Genomic DNA, 16,731 nt, shown 5'->3' on the forward strand with positions numbered 1-16,731 from the left:
CTTCCTTCCTACGGTCCTGCGGTGATGGCACGCGCGGTCGCCTCGCCGGTGACGGTGACCGTCCTGGCCCGGACGAACGGTCCGAGCATCGAGCGGTGGTAGGTGATGGAGACGGTCACCCGGATCAGGGTTTCCCCGTCGACCTGGGGAAAGTTCACGGTGTGGCCGGAGGTGCCCACGGCGGCCAGGTACCTGGCGACCGCTACGCGCGCCTCCGGCTCGTCGATCCGCTTCGGCCCGCCCTCGATGGCGGTGGCCCGGTCGATGGCCTGACCGCCGGCCCGAGCCGCCTCGGAGGCCAGGTTCTGGGCACGTTGCAGGGTGCGGAGCTGCCCGGCGGCGTCGAAGGAGAGGCCGATAATGGCCAGTACGCCGATCATCGTCACCGCGAGGAAGATGCTCACCCGGCCGTGCTCACCTGCCGGGGCGGAGTTGGCAGCCGGCGTGGTGGTGGTCATTGCCGACTCCGGTAACGGTCCAGGGGGGAGGTGAACTCTCCGGTGATCTCCCGCTGGCTCATCATCCCGGGCAGGATGCCGAGCGTGATGTCCCGGAAGGACACCAGGCAGCTGATCGTCACCGTCACCGAGGCGTCCGTACCCGGGTCGCTGCGGAATGCGGCGTCGAAGCTGGCTGGGCCGCCACCCTTCCAGCCGGTGAACGTGGGTTCCAGGTCGTTGGCGCAGGCCAGGCCGTGCCAGTCCAGCTGCTTCTGGGCCGCCTCCAGCGCCTTTTGCTGTGCGGTGGCGGAATCCCGGGAGATCGAGGCCGCCCGGGCGGCGTCGTGCGCGGCCGCGTCGAGCGCCTCCGCCGCCACCGCGTTGCGCCCGACCACACCGGCGAGCACCATCAGCGCGATGAACGCGGGCGCGAGCACCGCCACCTCGATGGAGACCGAGCCGCGCTCGGTGCTGCGGGTCATGGCGTCGTCACCCTCTCCACGGTCCCGTGGGCGGTCTGCCGTACCGCGAAGTCCACGCCCGGCACCACGGACAGGGACCGTCCGCTCACCGTGCAGGTCACCTCGGTCGGGGTGGGCACGTCGGTCGGGGTGGTCACGCAGGTCGGGCCGGCCTTGTCCCAGCCCACCAGCCATCCGCCGGCGGCTCGTAGGAAGCGGGAGGCGCTCTCCACCCCGGCGCCGTCGCGCGCCTGGTACGTCCGCTGCGCGTTGACGCCACTCTGCGCGGCGTTCAACGCGGTCGACCGGGCGAGGAAGACGGCCGCGACCTGGATCGAGGCGAAGAGCAGCACCAGGATCAGCGGCATCAGCACGGCCAACTCCACCGGGTTCGCACCCCGCTCGCTGTCACCGGCCGCGAGGCGGCGCCGGGCGGCGGTTGCCACCCGGTGCCACCTCGGGAGCACGGCTCGGCGCATCCCGGCTACTTCGGGTCGGTGTGGTCCGGGATGCCGTTCATCCAGTTGTTGGCCTTGGCCAGGGCCAGCGTGGTGACGGCCATGGCGACCACGACCAGGCCGGCGATGATCACCGCGGTGGGCACCGGGCTGTCGCCGCGCTCACCGTCGCGGCGCAGCTCGGCCAGGCGCGTCGTCAGCACGACGTGCAGGTAGCTGAGGATGGGCATGGTGTTCTCCTTCGGGGGTCAGAGACGGGCGACGAACGGATAGAGGACGAACCCGAGCAACACGAAGACGAGCAGCGCGCCCGGGATGTCGAGCTTGCTGGTCACCGCCTCGGCGCGAGCGAGGTTGTCGGTACGGATCTGGTCGCGCAGCGAGTCGGCCCGGCTGCGCAGGGTCTCGTGCACCTGCGCTCCCTCGCTGCCGGAGGAGCGCATGATCGCGCCGACGTCACCCAGCTCGGGGATACCGATCTTGTCGGCGAGGTCGCGCAGCTCGTCCCAGGGCGCGTGCATCTGCATCTGGGCGATCCGCAGCGACTCCTGGAGCCGGTCGAACACCCAGCCGTCGCAGACCGCCGCGGCCCGTTCCAGCGACTGCACCGGCCCGTGCGCCGCGGAGAGCTGCAACGCCACCAGGTCGAGGTAGGTGCAGACCGCCTGGCGGAACTCGTCGCGGGCGGCGGCGGCCTTGGTCAGCACCGCCCGGTGCGCCAACAGGCCGGCCAGCAGCGCCAGTCCGAGGCTGCCGAGCACCGGGACGACGAACGGGAACGGGATGCCGAGCACCCACAGCGCCACCCCGAGCAGGGTCGGCAGGGCCAGCCCGAACAGGGTCGAGAGCAGCACCGACAGCGTGTACTGCTCGGAGGTCTGACCGATCAGGGCCAACTGCTGGTGCGGCGGGCGCAGCCAGCGGGACAACCCGGTCAGCCAGTCGAGTCGCCGGGACGCGGGCGCGGCGAGGCGGCCGGTGCCCGGTGGCTGATGCAGCCGGCGCAGCGCCGGGCCCAGCGCCGGAGTCGCCGGCACCAACTCCCGGATCACCAGGAACACCCCGAACCCGATGCCGGCGCCACCGCAGACCGCCACGACCAACTGCCAGTTGACGATCATGGGAGCCGCCTCTCGCTCACGCGATCGCCTCGCTCGGGTCGGGCACCGGCAGGAAGCGGGCCGGCCGTTGCGGCTGACTCATCGACCGCACCCAGGCCAGCAGGCCGATGAAGGTGGCACCGAGAACAGCCATGATCACCTGCCCGACCGGGGTGCCGTACGGCTCGATGTACTCGGTGTTGACCAGCCCGTACGCCAGGGTCGCCAGGGTCATTCCGGTGAGGAAGCGGACCGCGAACCGGGGCTGGGTGCGCTTGGCCTCGATCTCCCGACGGGTCGCCACCTCGGACGACGCCGCGCCGGCGATCGACCCGAGTACGTCACCCAGCCGCTCGCCCCGGTCCGACAGGTGCAGGATCAGCGCCGCGACCACCTGGTCGCAGACCGGGTCGGCGATCTCGTCGGCGAACGCCAGCAGCGCGGAGCGGGCCATCCAGCCGGCCTGTAGACGGGCGGCGAGCAGCCGTACCTCGTCCTCGATGCCGGGTGGCACGCTGCCGATCGTGCCGATGATCGACTGCTGGAGGCCCTGCCCGGTGCCGGAGACGTCCTTGAGCCGGCGGGTCCACTCGCCGACCGCCTCGATCCGGGCGATCGCCCGCTGTTCGGCCTTGCCCACCCCGAACAGCCACGGGGTGCCGGGCACCGCCACCGCCACCAGCAGCCCCACCACCGGCAGCCCGGTCACCAGGAACGCCAACGCACCGGCGACCAGCGCGGCGACGAGCAGCGCCTGGTGGGCCCGCTGCTCGGCCGGGGTGCTCCCCGGCCCGCGCCACAGTCGGGCGATCCCCGGCCCGCTGCCCGGCCCCGGCCCCGGAGGTCGGCGGGTGCCGACCAGCGCGACCACGGCCAGCAGCAGCCCGGCCACGCAGGCGGCCCCGGAGACCACCGCGATCAACTCCAGGCTGGCGGGCATCACATCACCGCCGGGCCAGTCGGGTCTGCCGAGGTCGCCGCCAGGCACCGGCACCGGCCTCGACCCACCGGGTCAGCAACCGCGCGTCGTACCCCACCCGCAGCAACTGGTCGCGGACCCGTTCCGGCAGGTGCCGGGGGACCGCACGACCGTCCGGGCCGGGCCCGAAGACCGTGGTGGTGGTGATCCGACCGGCTTCACCGGCTCCGATCACCTCCTCCACGTGCGAGACGAACCGGTGTTTGCGCCCACCGATCGCGGTCTCGTCCTCGACGGTGACGTAGACGATCAGGTCGAGCGCGTTGCCGGCCATCCGGCGGGCCTGGTCGACGGTCATCTCGCGGCCGTGCGCCAACGCCAGCTCGACGATCCGTTCACCCACTCCGGAAGCGGTACGGGCGTGGATGGTGCACATCGACCCTCGACTGGTGGTCATCGCCTGGAGCATCGGCACGATCTCCCGGGACCGCACCTCGCCCACGATGATCCGCAGGACGCCCATCCGCAGCGACAGCGGAATCAGGTCGGCGATGGTCACCTCACCGGCGGGACGGCCGTCGAAGCCGCGCTCGCCGTGGCCCTCCCGGGCCTCGAAGCTCATCACCGCCCGGTGCCGTTCCCGGCGGCGGGCCGGGAGCAGCTCCCGACTCTCCTCCAGCAGCACGTACGGCTCGTCGGGCGGGATCTCGTTCATCAACGCCCGGATGACAGTGGTCTTTCCGGCCCCGGCCAAGCCGGCGACCATGATGTTCAGACCGGCGCGCATCGCCGCGCGGAGGAAGTCGCGCAGCAGCGGGTCGATCATCTCGTCCAGGTCGCCTCGGGCGCCGGCGAGGTCGTCGAGGCTCACGTCCAGGGTGTTGTGCTTGCGGATAACCGCGTAGGGGCGGTGGCTGACCAGGAACACCGCGGCCAGCCGGCTGCCGTCGGGCAGTTGCAGATCGAGGGTGGGCTTCACCGTGGAGAGGGACCGCTCGGTCGCGCCCGCCCGACGGGCCGCCGCCTGGAGGATCTCCACCAGTTCGGCGTCGCTGTCGGCGATCGGCTCGGCCCAGTCCACCCCACCGCCGTGCCGGGTGATGCGTACCTGGTCGCAGCCGAGGATGTGCACCTCCTCGATGGTGTCGTCGACCAGCAGGGTCTGTAGCCGGCCGAGCCCGACCAACTCGGCGGTCACCTGGTCGAGCAGCAGGCGTTCCTCACCGGCGGCCATCGGCGTGCCGGCCCGGCGCACCGAGTCCGCGTACGCGGCGACCACCGCGACGGCGAGTCGGGCCCGCTCGGTGTCCTCCTCGTCGACGGTGAACTCCCGGCCGCGCTGCCAGAGGGTGAGCCGTTCGGTGAGTTCCCGGCGCAGCTCCCGGACCACCTGGAAGTCCACCCGGGGTCGAGGCGACGACTCCGGCGGTGGGGTGACCGCTGGCGTCGGCTGCGGCAGCGGCACGGACTGGTGGTGCCGGCCGTTCGGCCCGGTCAGGGGTGGCGCGGTGGAGGTCACGCCCGGTGGCTGTTGGCGCGGATCGGTGGAGACCGGCTCAAACCGCATCCGGCACCCCCTGCTGCACGGGCCACGCCAACCGGGCCCGCCGCCGCTCCACGAGCGCACCGACCGGGACCTCCAGCGCGGCCGCCGCGCGCATCAGTGGCCGTCCGGCCCGTACGGTCCCGCCCAGGGCGAGCACCCCGGCGGTACGCGGATCGTGCGGCAGCCGCGCGATGACCGGCAGTTTCAGGGCGCGGCTGATCTCGGCCCGCCCGTGCCCGTCGCCGACCAGCAGCAGTCGCAGGGTGCCCGGAGGCACCCGGTGCTCGACGAAGTCCCGTTCGATCGCGGTGACCACCGCCCGGGTGCCGGACAGGTCCGGCAGGTGCGCCCGGGTCACCAACAGCACCACCGAGGCGGCCCGCAGCACCGGCCACGGCGGCCCGGTCACGTGCAGCCGGCCACAGTCGACGAGGACGTCGTAGCCGGGGGTGCCCCGGTCGAGGGCGTCGAAGTAGTCGGCGAAGCGCTGCCAGAGCGGGGTGACGCTGCCACTCTGAGCCGGGTCGACGAGGCCGGGCAGGAGCAGTCGTTCCCGGCGGGGCGCGTCCAGGTCGACCAGCTGCGACCAGAACGCGGTTTCGAGGTTGCCGTCGCGCAACTCCCCGACGGCCAACTCGCCGATGCCGCGCGGGCCGTCCAGTTGGCCACCGAGGTATCCGGCGAGGATCGACCCGCCGGCCGGGTCGCATTCGGCGACCACCAGCCGCCGGTGCCAGGCCAGCGCGCAGGCCAGCGCCGAGGTCGTGACGCCGGGCGAACCCTTCGCGGACACCAGCGCGATGATCGCCATGCTCAGGCCGCCTCGGTCAGCACGACGGCGAGCCGTTCCTGGGAGGCGAGCGCCACCACGGCCGGTACGTCGCGGGTGAGCAGCGCCAGGTACAGGACCCGGTTGTCGTTGGCCGGGCTGACCATGTCGATGACGGTGGCGGTGAACCGGGTGGCGGCGGCGGTGTTGTCGTCGGCGTTCTTGTCCGGGGTGCTGACCAGCAGGACCTTGTCGCCGGGGTGCAGTTCGCGGGCCGGCACCTGGGCGGTCTTCAGGCCGAGTGCGATCTGCTGCTGCCCGGGGCCGAGCAGCGGGTCGTCGGTGACCTGTCCCAGGGTGAGCAGCGTGCCCGGCACCAGGGCGACCGCGGCCCGTTTGCCGACCACCTCGTCGAGTCGCCCGGCGGGCACCGGGCGCAGCCCCTGACCGCCGGCGACCTGCACGGTGACCAGGTCACCGGCGCTGATCTCGCGGCCCACCTCCACCGGCCGGGCCACCGCCAGGTAGCTGCCGGTGGCCCGGACGGAGGTGACCGCGAACGCCGCGCCCAGCCCGCCCAGGGCGATCAGCAGGACGGCGAGCCCGAGCAGCCCGGGGCGGACCCGGCGCTGGCGGACCACCGTGGGCGGGTTGACGGGCGCGTCCACGGATCCGCTCCCGTTGCGGGTCGCGAGGCTCATCGGGTCACCACCTGAAGTTCGTTGATCTGGATCGGTACCGTGCCGCTGTTCCGGGTCACCGGGATCACTCCGCTCTCGCCGCCGCCGCTCCAGGTCACCGTCCAGTACGTGGTGGCGGTGACCCGGTAGGTGCCGGCCTTCTGGTAGCCCTTGTCGTAGCCGCAGTCCGGGGAGGGTTCGCCCGCCCACTTGCCCTTCGACTCGTACCTGGTGCCTTCATCGGGGCAGGAGACCTTGTCCCCGTTGCCCATGTCCCAGACGATCTCGGTGACCTTGGCAGTGATCTCGACCCGCAGGCCGCGGTCGGTTTCGTCGGCGTATATCGGGCCGAAGTAGCTCGTGTTCTTCTCGGACCACATCCACACCGGCAGGCCGACCAGGCCGGGGCCGACGCGCTTGCGGGGCGCGACGCCCAACGGGGCTGGCAGCAGTTTGATCGACGCCAGGGCGCGCCGGGCCAGCTCCTCCGGGTTGGGTGGCGCGCCGAAGCCGGGTGGCGGCTCGGCCAGCGTGACCAGGTCCTGGGCGCCCAGGTCGCCGCCGTTGCAGGTCTGCAGATACCACTGGTGACCCTCGGGCGGGTCTTCCGGTCCCTCGGTCAGCTTGTAGTAGCAGCCGTCGCCGTTGTTGAACCAGCCAAGGTCCTCGTCGTAGCAGGGGACGGTGCGTTCGTTCCACTGGCAGACGCCGCCGCCCCCACCGCCGCCGCCGTCGCCGCCCCCACCGTCGCCCCCGCCCCCACCGTCGCCCGGCTTGCCGGGCTCGTCGTCCCAGACGCTGCAGTCGGGTTGGTCGGGCGGGCAGCCCGCTCCCGGGTCGGCCCGGCGGGCGGCGGCCGGCACTGTCGCACCGACCACCAGCAGGAGCGCGAGGCCGATCCCGGCGAGCGCCCGTCGGGTCGTCGCGGACCGGCTCAGCACGGCTGGTCCCGGTGCGTCGCGCCGTAGTTGATCAACCAGCGGCCGTCCGGATACCGGGTCGCGGTGGCGGTGGAGAGGTGTCTGCCGCCGCCGCTGCCCGGGACCGGGCGTTTGTCCTTGGCGTAGACCAGTCGGTAGCCGGTCGTGTCCAGGCAGTCCTGGATGTCCACGGTGGCCGGCTTCGCGTCCAGGCTGACGGCGGTCACGGTCGGGTCGGATTTCAGCGTCCCGGTACGCATGGCGCCGTGCTCCTTAGCCTGGCGAATGGACACTCGGACTCGGGTCAGCAGTGGGTCGCCCAGAAACCGCGACAGCTCCGGCGCGCGTGGATCACTGCGCAGGCCCGCCGCGCGCGAGGCCGTGAGATAACCGGAGTACGCGTCGAGCGCCGATTTCTCGGCAGCTCGCCGTTCGACGTCGGGATCGGTCCGCTGTTCGTTGTCGCGGACTGCCGTCGGCCGTTCGACCGTTTCCCGTCCGCTCGCGCAGGCGGTGAGCGGCATCGCCGCGATGACCGCCAGCAGGCAGATTGCCGCTCGTCTGAGCTGCCGTCCGCGCACCGTCGAGCCTCCTCGTGGTCGCCCGGTGCGGTGACGGTCCACCGCCGTCGGGCATGCGGAAGCGCGCCCGGATCAGCACATCCGGAGCGTTGATCGCGCTTCTGCATTCACCGTTACGGATCTTTTACAAATGCCGGGGTCCTGTGTCGTCCGATGGTGAAGGTGAGGCTTGCGTCACACCCAAGGGGCGAGCATAGGCTGACGCTCGCCGATGCAACAGAGGCAATTCAACTGAACACTCTGAGTTATGACAGGTGGTGGCGATGGGTGTCCACACCCCGCCCCGAGCAATGATCGAGCGAAAGGTCGTTATTGATGGGGCGTCGCCGGGTCGAATGCGCTCACCGAGGTCCCGCTACGGTTCGCGCGAGTGGACATCGCGGCCTCATCCCGGCATTCGAACGGTCCGGTCGGCGGTTTGGCGGGCCAGTTCGTCCGGCGCGGCGACCCCTGCGGAAGCTGTCGAAACCACCCGCGCAAGCCCGGGTGGGCACGTCGCTTTCTGCGCCATCCGCTACACCACAGCGAACTGTCAATCACGATCCGTGTTCGCCAGCGGGGGCCAACGCCTGGCCGCACAGGAGGCGACATGGCGCTGACCGGTCCCCCCGAGGCCGTCCCCGGTCGGGAAGACCAGCCCGATCGGCGCCCGGCGCCCCCACCATCCGGCGGAACGACCGAGACACCCGCCCAGCGGGCAACGCCCGCTCCGCCACCCGAACGACCAGCGGGCCACGACACGCCGGTGGTCCGCGCCCGGGTCTCCACCGTGTTGGCGATCCTCGCGGTGAGCCCGCTGATGCGCCTGGCCGCGCTGCGCTACGCCGTACCCCCGGGCCTGCCCAGCCGGACCGGCTGCGACGCCTGCGGCGCGCCGGTCGGCCTGACCCGCCCCTGGCCGGCGCTGGGCCCGGCGGCCCGGTGCGGCCACTGCCGCGCCCGGGTCGGCCCACCGCCGGGCACCGTCGAGCTGATCGTGCTCGCGACGGCGGTGCTGCTGGTGTTCGCTGGTCCATCCGACGGGGCGCTGCCGGCGTTGATCTGGTGGCTGGGCTGGACGATCCCGGCGATCCTCGTCGACCTGGCCGTGCACCGGCTACCGGATCGGCTCACCCTGCCCGCGGCGGCCGGGACCTGGCTGCTGCTCGGCGTGGCCGCGCTCGACGCCGACCCGGGGCACTGGCTGCGGGCCGTCCTCGGCGGCAGCGGGCTGGCGCTGTTCTTCGCCAGCACCGCGCTGCTGCTCGGCCGCCGCGGTTTCGGGCTGGGCGACGCGAAGCTGGCGCTCAGCGTCGGGGCACTGCTCGGCTGGTACGGCTGGCCGGTGCTGCTGTTCGGGCTGCTGCTCACCTTCGCGCTCTCCGCCCTGGTGAGTCTGGGCCTGCTGGCCGCGCGCCGGGCCACCTGGAGCACCCACCTGCCGTTCGGTCCGTTCCTGCTGCTCGGCACCACGGCTGCCCTCCTGCTGGCGGCCTGACCCGTCGCGCGGCTGGTCAGGGGCGGGAGCGGCTGGCCAGTTTGGGCGCCGGGCTGTCGGCGCGGTCGGCCCGGCGGCGGAGCACCTCGCCGGTCGGGCGGGCCAGCAACGGGGTGGCCACCACGGCGACCAGGGCGCCGAACAGCACACCCGCGATCACGTCGTGCGGGTAGTGCACGCCCACGAACACCCGGGAGAACGCCGCGAGCGCGGCCAGGGGCAGCGCGACCAGGCCGAGTCGGCGGGAGAGCAGCAACGTGGTGACCGCCAGCGCGCCGGCCACGGTGGCGTGGTTGCTGGGGAACGACCAGTCGCCCGGGGGTGGACAGGCGCCCGCGATGATCGCCCGGCCGATGGTGCGGCAGGGGCGTTCCTCGTCCACCACGGTCTTGAGGAACTCACTGCCCACGTACGCCAGCAGGGCCGGCGCTGGCGCGATCAGGGCGAGCGCCCGGCCGTGCGGGCCATCGGAGCGGCGGCTCAGCGCGGCCATCAGCAGCAGCGCGCCGAGCAGCAGGATCACCCCCTCGGTGGCGTGCCCGACGAACCACTGCACCGGCTCGGGGCTGCCGGCGGCGGCGTCTACGACGTCGCTGTACCACTCGGCGCTGATCTCTGGAACGTCCATGCTGGTGTAGTCGACCATGCATCACCTCACTACATGTTCATACCCCGGTCACCTCGTGGACACCCTAGGAACGCGGCAGAGGGCACCGCCGCTGTCGAAGGTCAGGTGGTCTTTCCGACTTTCGGTGGCTCAGATCGCCGCGGGGCCGCCGGCCATCCGCTCGCGGACGGCCTCCAGCGCCTCGAAGGCGTACGCCCAGTTGTGGCACTTGAAGCTGCGCAGACCGTCGATCGCGGTGTGACAGTCGGAGCAGCGCACCCCGGCGATGGCATCCGGGATCTCGGTGTTGACGTACTTGCGCTCACCCAGGATGACCGTGGCGATCATGGCCTTGTCGTGCAGGCCGGAGAGCGCCGACGAGACGATGTCGTACCAGGTGATGCGTCGGCGGCACTTCGGGCAGTCGGGTTCGTCGCCGCTGACCCAGAGCGGGGCGCCGATGCTGCGCGCCGGTATGCCGAGCAGTTTCTCCAGCCGGCGGACGTCCGACTCCGGGGTGGTCCACCGGTGTTGGCCGGGCAGTGCTGCGGGCGAGTCGTACACGGCGCGGAACAGATCGTGGTCGACCTGCACGGTCTCGCGTTGAGCGGTCATCGGCGCGTCCCTCCTCGTTGAGTGGGTGCCCCCACCGTGGTCAGCGGTGACCATGGGCGCAGCCGGATCAACGACACGAGGGGCGCGTGGGTCGTCCCTTCCGCAGCTGACCGCTTTCGCCTCCGGTAGCCGACCCCGGGTGGTACGACGGACGGAGGGCGCGCGCCACCGGGAGGAGCGGCCGATGGCGAGCAGACCCGAACGGTTGCTGCGGGGCGGCGGCTCGCCGCTGAGCGCCTCGTTCCTGGAGCTGTTCTTCGATCTGGCGTTCGTGCTCGCGCTCAGCCAGCTGGCCGATCACCTGCTGCACGACCTCACAGTGGTCGGCGCACTGCGTACCGCCCTGCTGTTGGCCGGTGTCTGGTGGATCTGGGTGACCACCACCTGGTTCGCCGACTGGTACGACCCGCAGAGTCCGGCGGTGCGGTGGCTGCTGGTGGGTGCCGCGCTGGGCAGCCTGCTGACCGGGGTGGCGATCCCACACGCGTTGGACGGGCGGGGCCTGCTCTTCGCCGGCGCGTACGTCTCGGTGCACCTGGCCCGGGGCGCGGTCACCGCCTTCGCGCTACGCGGTCACCCCCGGCAGAGCCGGGCGCTGCGCATCCTCTGCTGGTTCAGCGTCTCCGCCGTACCGTGGCTGGTCGGCGGGTTCCTGCCGCAGTGGCGGGTGCCGCTGTGGCTGCTAGCCCTCGCCATCGACCTCACCGGCCCGCGCATCGGGTGGCCCACGCCGGGGATGGGCCGGATCGGGCGGCAGGAGCTGCACCTCGCTGGTGAGCACTTCGCCGAGCGGTACCAGCAAATCATGATCATCGCGCTCGGTGAGGTGGTCCTGGTCGCCGGTCTCTCGTACGCCGACAGCGACCTCGCCCTCGCGCAGACCGCAGCGTTCCTGCTGGTCTTCGCCACCGCGGTGCTGATCGGTCTGCTCTACGTCACGCCCGCCGGTCAACGCCTCGGCCCGGCCATCGAGCACGCCGACCCGTCCTGGCTCGGGGTCATCACCGGTTACCTGCACCTGCTGATGATCGCCGGGTTGGTGGTCACCGCCGTCGGCGGCGAACTGAGCATCGCGGATCCCCTGCGTACCGGTGACCTGACGGCGGTCCTGGTCATCCTGGGCGGCCCGACGCTGTTCCTGGTGGGGCGGATCCTCTTCTCGGCGGCGATCCACCGGCGACTCTCCTGGCCTCGGGTCGTCGCCCTGTTCGTGCTGGCCGGTGCGGCGGCCGTGCTGCGACTGCCGCTGCTGGCGGTCAGCGCGGTCGCCGCCGGGGTGGCGCTCGCGGTGGTCGTGCTGGACCACGCCGGCATCCGGTCCTACCGCCCACCCCCTGGCGCGTAGCCGAGAAGCCTGACTAAAGTCAGGTAGATGGACTCGGCTCTCATCGCCGCCGTGCGGCGGTTCAACCGGACGGTCACGCAACGGGTGGGTGCGCTCGACGACGAGTACATGGCCCAGGGGCGTCCATTGGGGCAGGCTCGGCTGCTCTGGGAGATCGGCCCCGCCGGTGCCGAGGTCGCCGCGCTGCGGGCCCGGCTCGGCCTGGACTCCGGACACCTCAGCCGACTTCTGCGCACCCTGGAAAACGACGGCCTCATCGAGGTGGCGCCGACCGACCAGGCCGGTGCTGACGGCCGCGTACGCGTCGCCACGCTCACCGACGCCGGTCGAACCCAGTGGGCCGACCTCGATCAGCGGTCGGACGACCTCGCCGCCTCGATCCTCGAACCGCTCAGCGAACCCCGCCGCGAACGACTCGTTGCCGCGATGGCCGAGGTCGAACGGCTGCTCATCGGGTCGATGGTGGTCATCGAACCGTGCCCGCCGAGCGACCCGCGGGCCCGCGCCTGCCTGCGGGCGTACGTCCGGGACATCGCGCGACGGTTCGAGGGCGGATTCGACCCCGCACTGAGCAAGCCGGTCCACGACGACGCGCTCGTCCCGCCCAACGGGGTGCTCCTGCTCGCCACCCTCAACAGCGAACCGATCGGCTGCGGCGCGGTCAAACTCCACCCCGGCGCGCCCGCCGAGATCAAACGCGTGTGGGTGGCCGACACCGTACGCGGGCTCGGCGTCGGCCGGCGGCTGCTGGGCGAGCTGGAACGGTACGCCGCCGAGCGGGGTGCGACAGCCGTCCGGCTGGACACCAACCGCAACCTCACCGAGGCGATCGCGCTGTACCGGGCGACCGGTTACCGGGAGATCGAGGCGTACAACACCGAGCGCTACGCCCACCACTGGTTCGAGAAGCGCATCGGTCGGTGACGGCGGGGCGCTGACCTGCGTGCCCCGCCGTAGCGATCCGCACCCTGGGGCGGGCCGGGACGACGAACCCGTCGGGTTCGTCGTCCCCCCACCCGGTGATCGCCTACCTGAGGTGCCTGGTAGCGCCGATCAGCCCTTCACCGCCCCCGCGGTGAGCCCTTCGGTCAGGAAGCGCTGCCCGAGGGCGTACATGACCACCACGGGGATGCTGACGAGCAGCGACGCCGCGGCGAGTTGTCCCTGTGGCACCACGTCTCCGGCGATCATCGACTGCATCCCCACCGGAAGCGTCTTGTACTCGTCCTTCGTGATGAACACGAACGCGAACAGGAACTCGTTCCAGGCGTTGGTCAGGGTGAAGAGCGCGACCGCCAGCAACCCTGGCTTCGCGAGGGGCAGCACCACCCGGCCGAACGCCTGGAGCCGGGTGCAGCCGTCGACCAGCGCGGCCTCCTCCAGCTCGATGGGGATCGACGAGAAGTACCCCACCAGCAGCCAGGTGGCGAACGGCAGCGTGAAGGTCGGGTACGTCACCACCAGAGACCACAACGAGTCGCTGAGCCGGGTGCCGATGAGCATCTGGTACAGCGGGATGAACAGCAGCGCGCCCGGCATCACGTAGGTGAGCAGCACCGTGACGGTGAAGCCCTGCGCCCCGCGGAACCGCAGCCGGGCCAGCGCGTAGCCCGCCAGGGCTGCGCAGACCAGCGCCACCGCGGTGGACGCGGCCGACACCAGCAGCGTGTTGAGGTACCAACGACCGAACGGCTGGTTGTCGAAGAGCGCGCCGAACTGCTCCAAAGTCCACGGCGTTGGCCACAGGTCGTCGGTGCGCATGACGACCTGGCCCTCGGACTTGAAGGCGGTGACGGCGATCCAGTACAGCGGGCCCAGCGCGAAGAAGAGCAATCCGGCCAGCACGGCACCGGACCCCAGACCGGACACCACGGACGACGCCCGACGACCACCTCGGGACTGCAGCGCCGAGACCACCCGGCCGACCCCTGCGGCGATCAGCAGAATCACCGCGAGGACGACCGCCGCCTTCCAGAAGATCTGTGGCGACGCCCAGAAGAGCAGACCGGTGACCACCGCGGTGACGATCCATGGAAGCGCCTTGCGGCCCGTCCCGGTCCACCACTGCGCCCCGATCCACCGCGCTACCCGGCGTCGCCGGGGCAGCTTGATGGTGCCGTCCTGGCGCAGCAGGCGGACCAGCACGAACACCAACCCGCCGATGATGGGCAGCATGACGAGTGTGACCGCCGCGCCGGCTCCGTACTGCAATTGCAAGATCGCCTTCGAGTACGCGATGAGCACGTACGGCGCCGTCACGTCGCCCGGACCGCCCTGGGTCAGCAACCAGATGAGGTCGAAGTTGTTGAACGTCCAGATCGACGACAGGGTCACCGTCACGGTGATCACATGGCGCAGTCCGGGCAGCGTCACGTTGGCGAACCGTTGCCACGGCGAAGCGCCGTCGATGGTCGCCGCCTCGTAGAGGTCCGTGGGGATGGCCTTCAACCCGGCCAGGAAACACACGGTGAAGAACGGCACACCCTTCCAGACGTTCACGAGGATCACCGACGGCATGGCCAGATTCGGGTCGGACAGCCAGCCCGCCGGCCAACTGTCGACCAGGTGCACGCTGGCCAGCAGCGGCCCGATCCCGGTGGCGGTGAGCAGCGTGTTGACGCTGCCGAAGATCGGGTCGAGCAGCGAACGCCAGCTGAACGCCGTCACCACCGTCGGCACCACCCACGGCACCAGGAGCAGCCCGGCCAGCAGGGCCCGCCCACGAACCCGGTGGTGCAGCAGCAGGGCCGCGGCCAACCCCAGCACCACCTTGAACACCTCGGCGTACGCGGTGAAGACGAACGAATTCACCACGCCCGTGTGGAACTGGTCGTCGCCGACGAGCGCGAGGTAGTTGTCCAGGCCGACGAAGACGGTGTCCTGCCCGTGCCGTTCGGTGGTGCTGGTGATCATCGACCGGCCGATCGGCACGAGCACGAGCGTGCCGACCAGCACGGCCATGGGCGTCAGGAACAGCGCCGCCAGCCGCCAGTCACGACCCAGCCGCCGCTGGATCGCGGTGAGAGAGCCGGGCCCCGACGGCGGGGAGGATCTCCGCGCCGTCGGGACCCGCGCAGGACGGACCGATCTCACTGCCGCAGCCCCTGCTGGTTGAAGATCTGCACCATCTTCGCGTGAGCGGCTGTCACGGCCTGCGCCGGCGCCGTGCCCTGGACGACCTGCTGCATCATGTCGGTGAGCACGTAGGCCGACCCCACCGCCTGCTGGCCCGCGCTGGCCTTCTGCGGGAAGGCCAGGCCGTTCTTCGTGTTCAGCGGCAGCGACAGCTCGGTGATCTTGCGCAGCATGGGGAACGCCGCGTCGCCGCTGGTGAAGAACGGGTCGGCGTCCCAGACCTTCTCCCAGGCGGGCATCACCAGGCCGGGGGCTTCCTTCGCCACCCCGAGCAGCGCGGGCGCGCTGACCAGGTACTGCGCGAGGAGCTTGGCGAGCGCCGGGTTCTTAGCACCCTTGAAGACGACGAAGCCCTGCGACTGGCCGAGCAGCAGGGGAGTGTCGGTCGCCGGCCCGATGCAGTCGGAGAACACGTGGGTGTTCGCGTGCACCGGGTTCTTCTTGGTCCGGGAGTCCGCGTAGACACTGAACTGGTTGCGGGTGTAGCCCAGGACCCCGGCGAGCCAGTTCTCGTTGTTGCTGGTGTCGGTCCAACTGGCCACCCCGGGCGGCAGCATCGGCTTGTACTTGGGATTGGTGTAGATGTCGCCCAGGAACGTCACCGCCTGCACCGTCTCGGGGGAGTTGAACGTGACCTTGGTGCCATCGTTCGAGGCGATCGACCCACCGTAGGCGTTGATCAGCGCCTCGATCATGCCGTTGCCGTCACCGGACCGATTCACCGTCATGCCCCAGCCGAACCGGCGCTTGGCCGGATCGGAGATCTCCAGGCAGACGTCCCGCAGCTCTTCCCAGCTGTAGATGTCCTTGGGCGTGATGCCCTTGTCCTGCATCCAGTCCTTGCGCAGGAACGACCCGATTCCGATGAAGTGGTACGGGATCGCGAACCACCTGCCGTCGAAGACGCAGAAGTTCTTGGCCTCCGCGCAGGGTTCGCCGTACTTGGCGGTCAGCGCCTGGACGACGTCCGTCACGTCCTCCAGGTCGCCCAGCGCGTGGAACTGTGCGACGAACCGCGAGTCGGTCATGAACGCCAGATCGCGGGCCACCCCACCCTTGACCTCGGCGTCGATCTTGGCCACCACGTCACCGGCGTCGGCCTGGACCAGGCTGTTCTCGATCTTCGTGCCGGTGGTGTCGGCGAACTTCTTGATCGAACTGTCGAGGGCGTCGTTCGCCGCCGTCGAGTAGAGCTTCTGCGACAGCATCCCCATCGAGGAGCCCTTCATCGCCGCCGCGGCGTCGATGAGCTCCTGCGGAACTTCCGGCTGCACCTTGGTCGGCGGGTCGGAGTCGCCCCCGCACGCGGCCAGACTGGCCGCGCCGAGCACTCCCACCCCCAACCCCAGAAAGCCGCGCCGTGACACCGGTTTGATCTCCATGGACATTCGCCTCCTTCAAGTCCCCGTGCCACCGCACACCGAAGGCGTGCGTGTGCTTCGGGTATCCCTGTGCGGGCGACCGCCGACCTGTCGCCCGCATCGATCAGCGCGTGCGCGTACTACTCGTTGCCGAAGTGCGTGGGCTTGCCGCGGTGGCGACGGGCACGCTCGTGCCGTCGTTCACCGTCGCGCTGCCTTGGCGACCGAGTGGGTCGCGCGAGAGAATCCGCGTGCCACTCGCCGGGTAGCGCGATGAGGGGTGCGGTGATCGGCGACCGGGCCGAGGAAGCAGTGCT

Annotated in this window: 18 protein-coding genes; 3 read left to right on the plus strand and 15 right to left on the minus strand. The window is 71.2% G+C overall.

Annotation, left to right across the window (positions count from 1 at the left end):
- Positions 1–8: 8 nt before the first annotated feature.
- Genes EV382_RS26450 through EV382_RS26500 form a run of 11 tightly spaced genes read right to left on the minus strand, consistent with a single transcriptional unit; the run spans position 9 to position 7,874 of the window.
- Positions 9–458: a pilus assembly protein TadG-related protein gene (locus EV382_RS26450; RefSeq protein WP_130406213.1), complete on the minus strand. Its 450-nt coding sequence runs from the start codon at positions 456–458 to the stop codon at positions 9–11.
- Entirely contained in the window at positions 455–922 is a 468-nt protein-coding gene (locus tag EV382_RS26455; protein WP_130406215.1) for a TadE/TadG family type IV pilus assembly protein, read from the minus strand. Before EV382_RS26455 ends, EV382_RS26450 begins: the two co-directional genes overlap by 4 nt.
- Entirely contained in the window at positions 919–1,380 is a 462-nt protein-coding gene (locus tag EV382_RS26460) for a TadE family protein (RefSeq protein WP_130406217.1), read from the minus strand. Before EV382_RS26460 ends, EV382_RS26455 begins: the two co-directional genes overlap by 4 nt.
- 5 nt (positions 1,381–1,385) lie before the next feature.
- The gene (locus EV382_RS26465; RefSeq protein WP_130406219.1) at positions 1,386–1,589 is read right to left on the minus strand and encodes a hypothetical protein; all 204 of its coding nucleotides are present in this window, start codon (positions 1,587–1,589) and stop codon (positions 1,386–1,388) included.
- Positions 1,590–1,607: 18 nt separating this feature from the next.
- Positions 1,608–2,477, minus strand: a complete 870-nt coding sequence (locus tag EV382_RS26470; RefSeq protein WP_425272004.1) for a type II secretion system F family protein — start codon at positions 2,475–2,477, stop codon at positions 1,608–1,610.
- 19 nt (positions 2,478–2,496) lie between these two features.
- Positions 2,497–3,399 carry a type II secretion system F family protein gene (locus EV382_RS26475; protein ID WP_130406223.1) on the minus strand — a complete coding sequence of 301 codons (903 nt, stop codon included), beginning with the start codon at positions 3,397–3,399 and terminating at the stop codon, positions 2,497–2,499.
- 4 nt (positions 3,400–3,403) lie between these two features.
- A complete protein-coding gene (locus EV382_RS26480; protein ID WP_130406225.1) occupies positions 3,404–4,945 on the minus strand; it encodes a TadA family conjugal transfer-associated ATPase in 1,542 nt (513 codons plus the stop codon).
- Positions 4,935–5,735 (minus strand): CpaE/TadZ family protein, encoded by an 801-nt coding sequence (locus EV382_RS26485; RefSeq protein ID WP_130406227.1) that lies wholly within the window; start codon positions 5,733–5,735, stop codon positions 4,935–4,937. The genes EV382_RS26480 and EV382_RS26485 overlap by 11 nt, the downstream gene beginning before the upstream one ends.
- A 2-nt stretch (positions 5,736–5,737) precedes the next feature.
- On the minus strand, positions 5,738–6,394 hold the full coding sequence (locus tag EV382_RS26490; RefSeq protein WP_130406229.1) for an SAF domain-containing protein: 657 nt from the start codon (positions 6,392–6,394) through the stop codon (positions 5,738–5,740).
- Positions 6,391–7,314: a hypothetical protein gene (locus tag EV382_RS26495; protein WP_130406231.1), complete on the minus strand. Its 924-nt coding sequence runs from the start codon at positions 7,312–7,314 to the stop codon at positions 6,391–6,393. The genes EV382_RS26490 and EV382_RS26495 overlap by 4 nt, the downstream gene beginning before the upstream one ends.
- Positions 7,308–7,874 (minus strand): hypothetical protein, encoded by a 567-nt coding sequence (locus EV382_RS26500; RefSeq protein ID WP_130406233.1) that lies wholly within the window; start codon positions 7,872–7,874, stop codon positions 7,308–7,310. The genes EV382_RS26495 and EV382_RS26500 overlap by 7 nt, the downstream gene beginning before the upstream one ends.
- Before the next feature lie 589 nt (positions 7,875–8,463).
- Here EV382_RS26500 and EV382_RS26505 point away from each other — a divergent pair.
- On the plus strand, positions 8,464–9,351 hold the full coding sequence (locus EV382_RS26505; RefSeq protein ID WP_244236819.1) for a prepilin peptidase: 888 nt from the start codon (positions 8,464–8,466) through the stop codon (positions 9,349–9,351).
- Between the two features lie 16 nt (positions 9,352–9,367).
- Here the strand turns inward: EV382_RS26505 and EV382_RS26510 are convergent, their stop codons facing one another.
- The gene (locus EV382_RS26510) at positions 9,368–9,997 is read right to left on the minus strand and encodes a phosphatase PAP2 family protein (protein WP_130406235.1); all 630 of its coding nucleotides are present in this window, start codon (positions 9,995–9,997) and stop codon (positions 9,368–9,370) included.
- Between the two features lie 111 nt (positions 9,998–10,108).
- Entirely contained in the window at positions 10,109–10,573 is a 465-nt protein-coding gene (locus EV382_RS26515) for a hypothetical protein (protein WP_130406237.1), read from the minus strand.
- Positions 10,574–10,757: 184 nt separating this feature from the next.
- On the opposite strand from EV382_RS26515, the gene EV382_RS26520 reads away from it, so the two are divergent.
- Positions 10,758–11,918: a low temperature requirement protein A gene (locus EV382_RS26520; RefSeq protein ID WP_165435870.1), complete on the plus strand. Its 1,161-nt coding sequence runs from the start codon at positions 10,758–10,760 to the stop codon at positions 11,916–11,918.
- A gap of 27 nt (positions 11,919–11,945) precedes the next feature.
- The gene (locus EV382_RS26525) at positions 11,946–12,842 is read left to right on the plus strand and encodes a helix-turn-helix domain-containing GNAT family N-acetyltransferase (RefSeq protein WP_130406241.1); all 897 of its coding nucleotides are present in this window, start codon (positions 11,946–11,948) and stop codon (positions 12,840–12,842) included.
- A 129-nt stretch (positions 12,843–12,971) separates the two neighbouring features.
- Here the strand turns inward: EV382_RS26525 and EV382_RS26530 are convergent, their stop codons facing one another.
- Both EV382_RS26530 and EV382_RS26535 read right to left on the minus strand, forming a co-directional pair.
- Positions 12,972–14,879 (minus strand): ABC transporter permease, encoded by a 1,908-nt coding sequence (locus tag EV382_RS26530; RefSeq protein WP_244236820.1) that lies wholly within the window; start codon positions 14,877–14,879, stop codon positions 12,972–12,974.
- A gap of 128 nt (positions 14,880–15,007) precedes the next feature.
- Positions 15,008–16,435 carry an extracellular solute-binding protein gene (locus tag EV382_RS26535; RefSeq protein ID WP_130406245.1) on the minus strand — a complete coding sequence of 476 codons (1,428 nt, stop codon included), beginning with the start codon at positions 16,433–16,435 and terminating at the stop codon, positions 15,008–15,010.
- Positions 16,436–16,731: the final 296 nt, after the last annotated feature.

This window comes from Micromonospora violae, assembly GCF_004217135.1.
In the GTDB taxonomy this organism is placed as follows: domain Bacteria; phylum Actinomycetota; class Actinomycetes; order Mycobacteriales; family Micromonosporaceae; genus Micromonospora; species Micromonospora violae.

Excerpts from the sequence above, each read along its gene's own strand:
- EV382_RS26450 (WP_130406213.1), bottom strand. The coding sequence starts at position 458 with ATGACCACCACCACGCCGGCTGCCAACTCCGCCCCGGCAGGTGAGCAC.
- EV382_RS26455 (WP_130406215.1), bottom strand. The coding sequence starts at position 922 with ATGACCCGCAGCACCGAGCGCGGCTCGGTCTCCATCGAGGTGGCGGTG.
- EV382_RS26460 (WP_130406217.1), bottom strand. The coding sequence starts at position 1,380 with ATGCGCCGAGCCGTGCTCCCGAGGTGGCACCGGGTGGCAACCGCCGCC.
- EV382_RS26465 (WP_130406219.1), bottom strand. The coding sequence starts at position 1,589 with ATGCCCATCCTCAGCTACCTGCACGTCGTGCTGACGACGCGCCTGGCC.
- EV382_RS26475 (WP_130406223.1), bottom strand. The coding sequence starts at position 3,399 with ATGCCCGCCAGCCTGGAGTTGATCGCGGTGGTCTCCGGGGCCGCCTGC.
- EV382_RS26480 (WP_130406225.1), bottom strand. The coding sequence starts at position 4,945 with ATGCGGTTTGAGCCGGTCTCCACCGATCCGCGCCAACAGCCACCGGGC.
- EV382_RS26485 (WP_130406227.1), bottom strand. The coding sequence starts at position 5,735 with ATGGCGATCATCGCGCTGGTGTCCGCGAAGGGTTCGCCCGGCGTCACG.
- EV382_RS26490 (WP_130406229.1), bottom strand. The coding sequence starts at position 6,394 with ATGAGCCTCGCGACCCGCAACGGGAGCGGATCCGTGGACGCGCCCGTC.
- EV382_RS26505 (WP_244236819.1), top strand. The coding sequence starts at position 8,464 with ATGGCGCTGACCGGTCCCCCCGAGGCCGTCCCCGGTCGGGAAGACCAG.
- EV382_RS26510 (WP_130406235.1), bottom strand. The coding sequence starts at position 9,997 with ATGGTCGACTACACCAGCATGGACGTTCCAGAGATCAGCGCCGAGTGG.
- EV382_RS26515 (WP_130406237.1), bottom strand. The coding sequence starts at position 10,573 with ATGACCGCTCAACGCGAGACCGTGCAGGTCGACCACGATCTGTTCCGC.
- EV382_RS26520 (WP_165435870.1), top strand. The coding sequence starts at position 10,758 with ATGGCGAGCAGACCCGAACGGTTGCTGCGGGGCGGCGGCTCGCCGCTG.
- EV382_RS26525 (WP_130406241.1), top strand. The coding sequence starts at position 11,946 with ATGGACTCGGCTCTCATCGCCGCCGTGCGGCGGTTCAACCGGACGGTC.
- EV382_RS26530 (WP_244236820.1), bottom strand. The coding sequence starts at position 14,879 with ATGGCCGTGCTGGTCGGCACGCTCGTGCTCGTGCCGATCGGCCGGTCG.
- EV382_RS26535 (WP_130406245.1), bottom strand. The coding sequence starts at position 16,435 with ATGGAGATCAAACCGGTGTCACGGCGCGGCTTTCTGGGGTTGGGGGTG.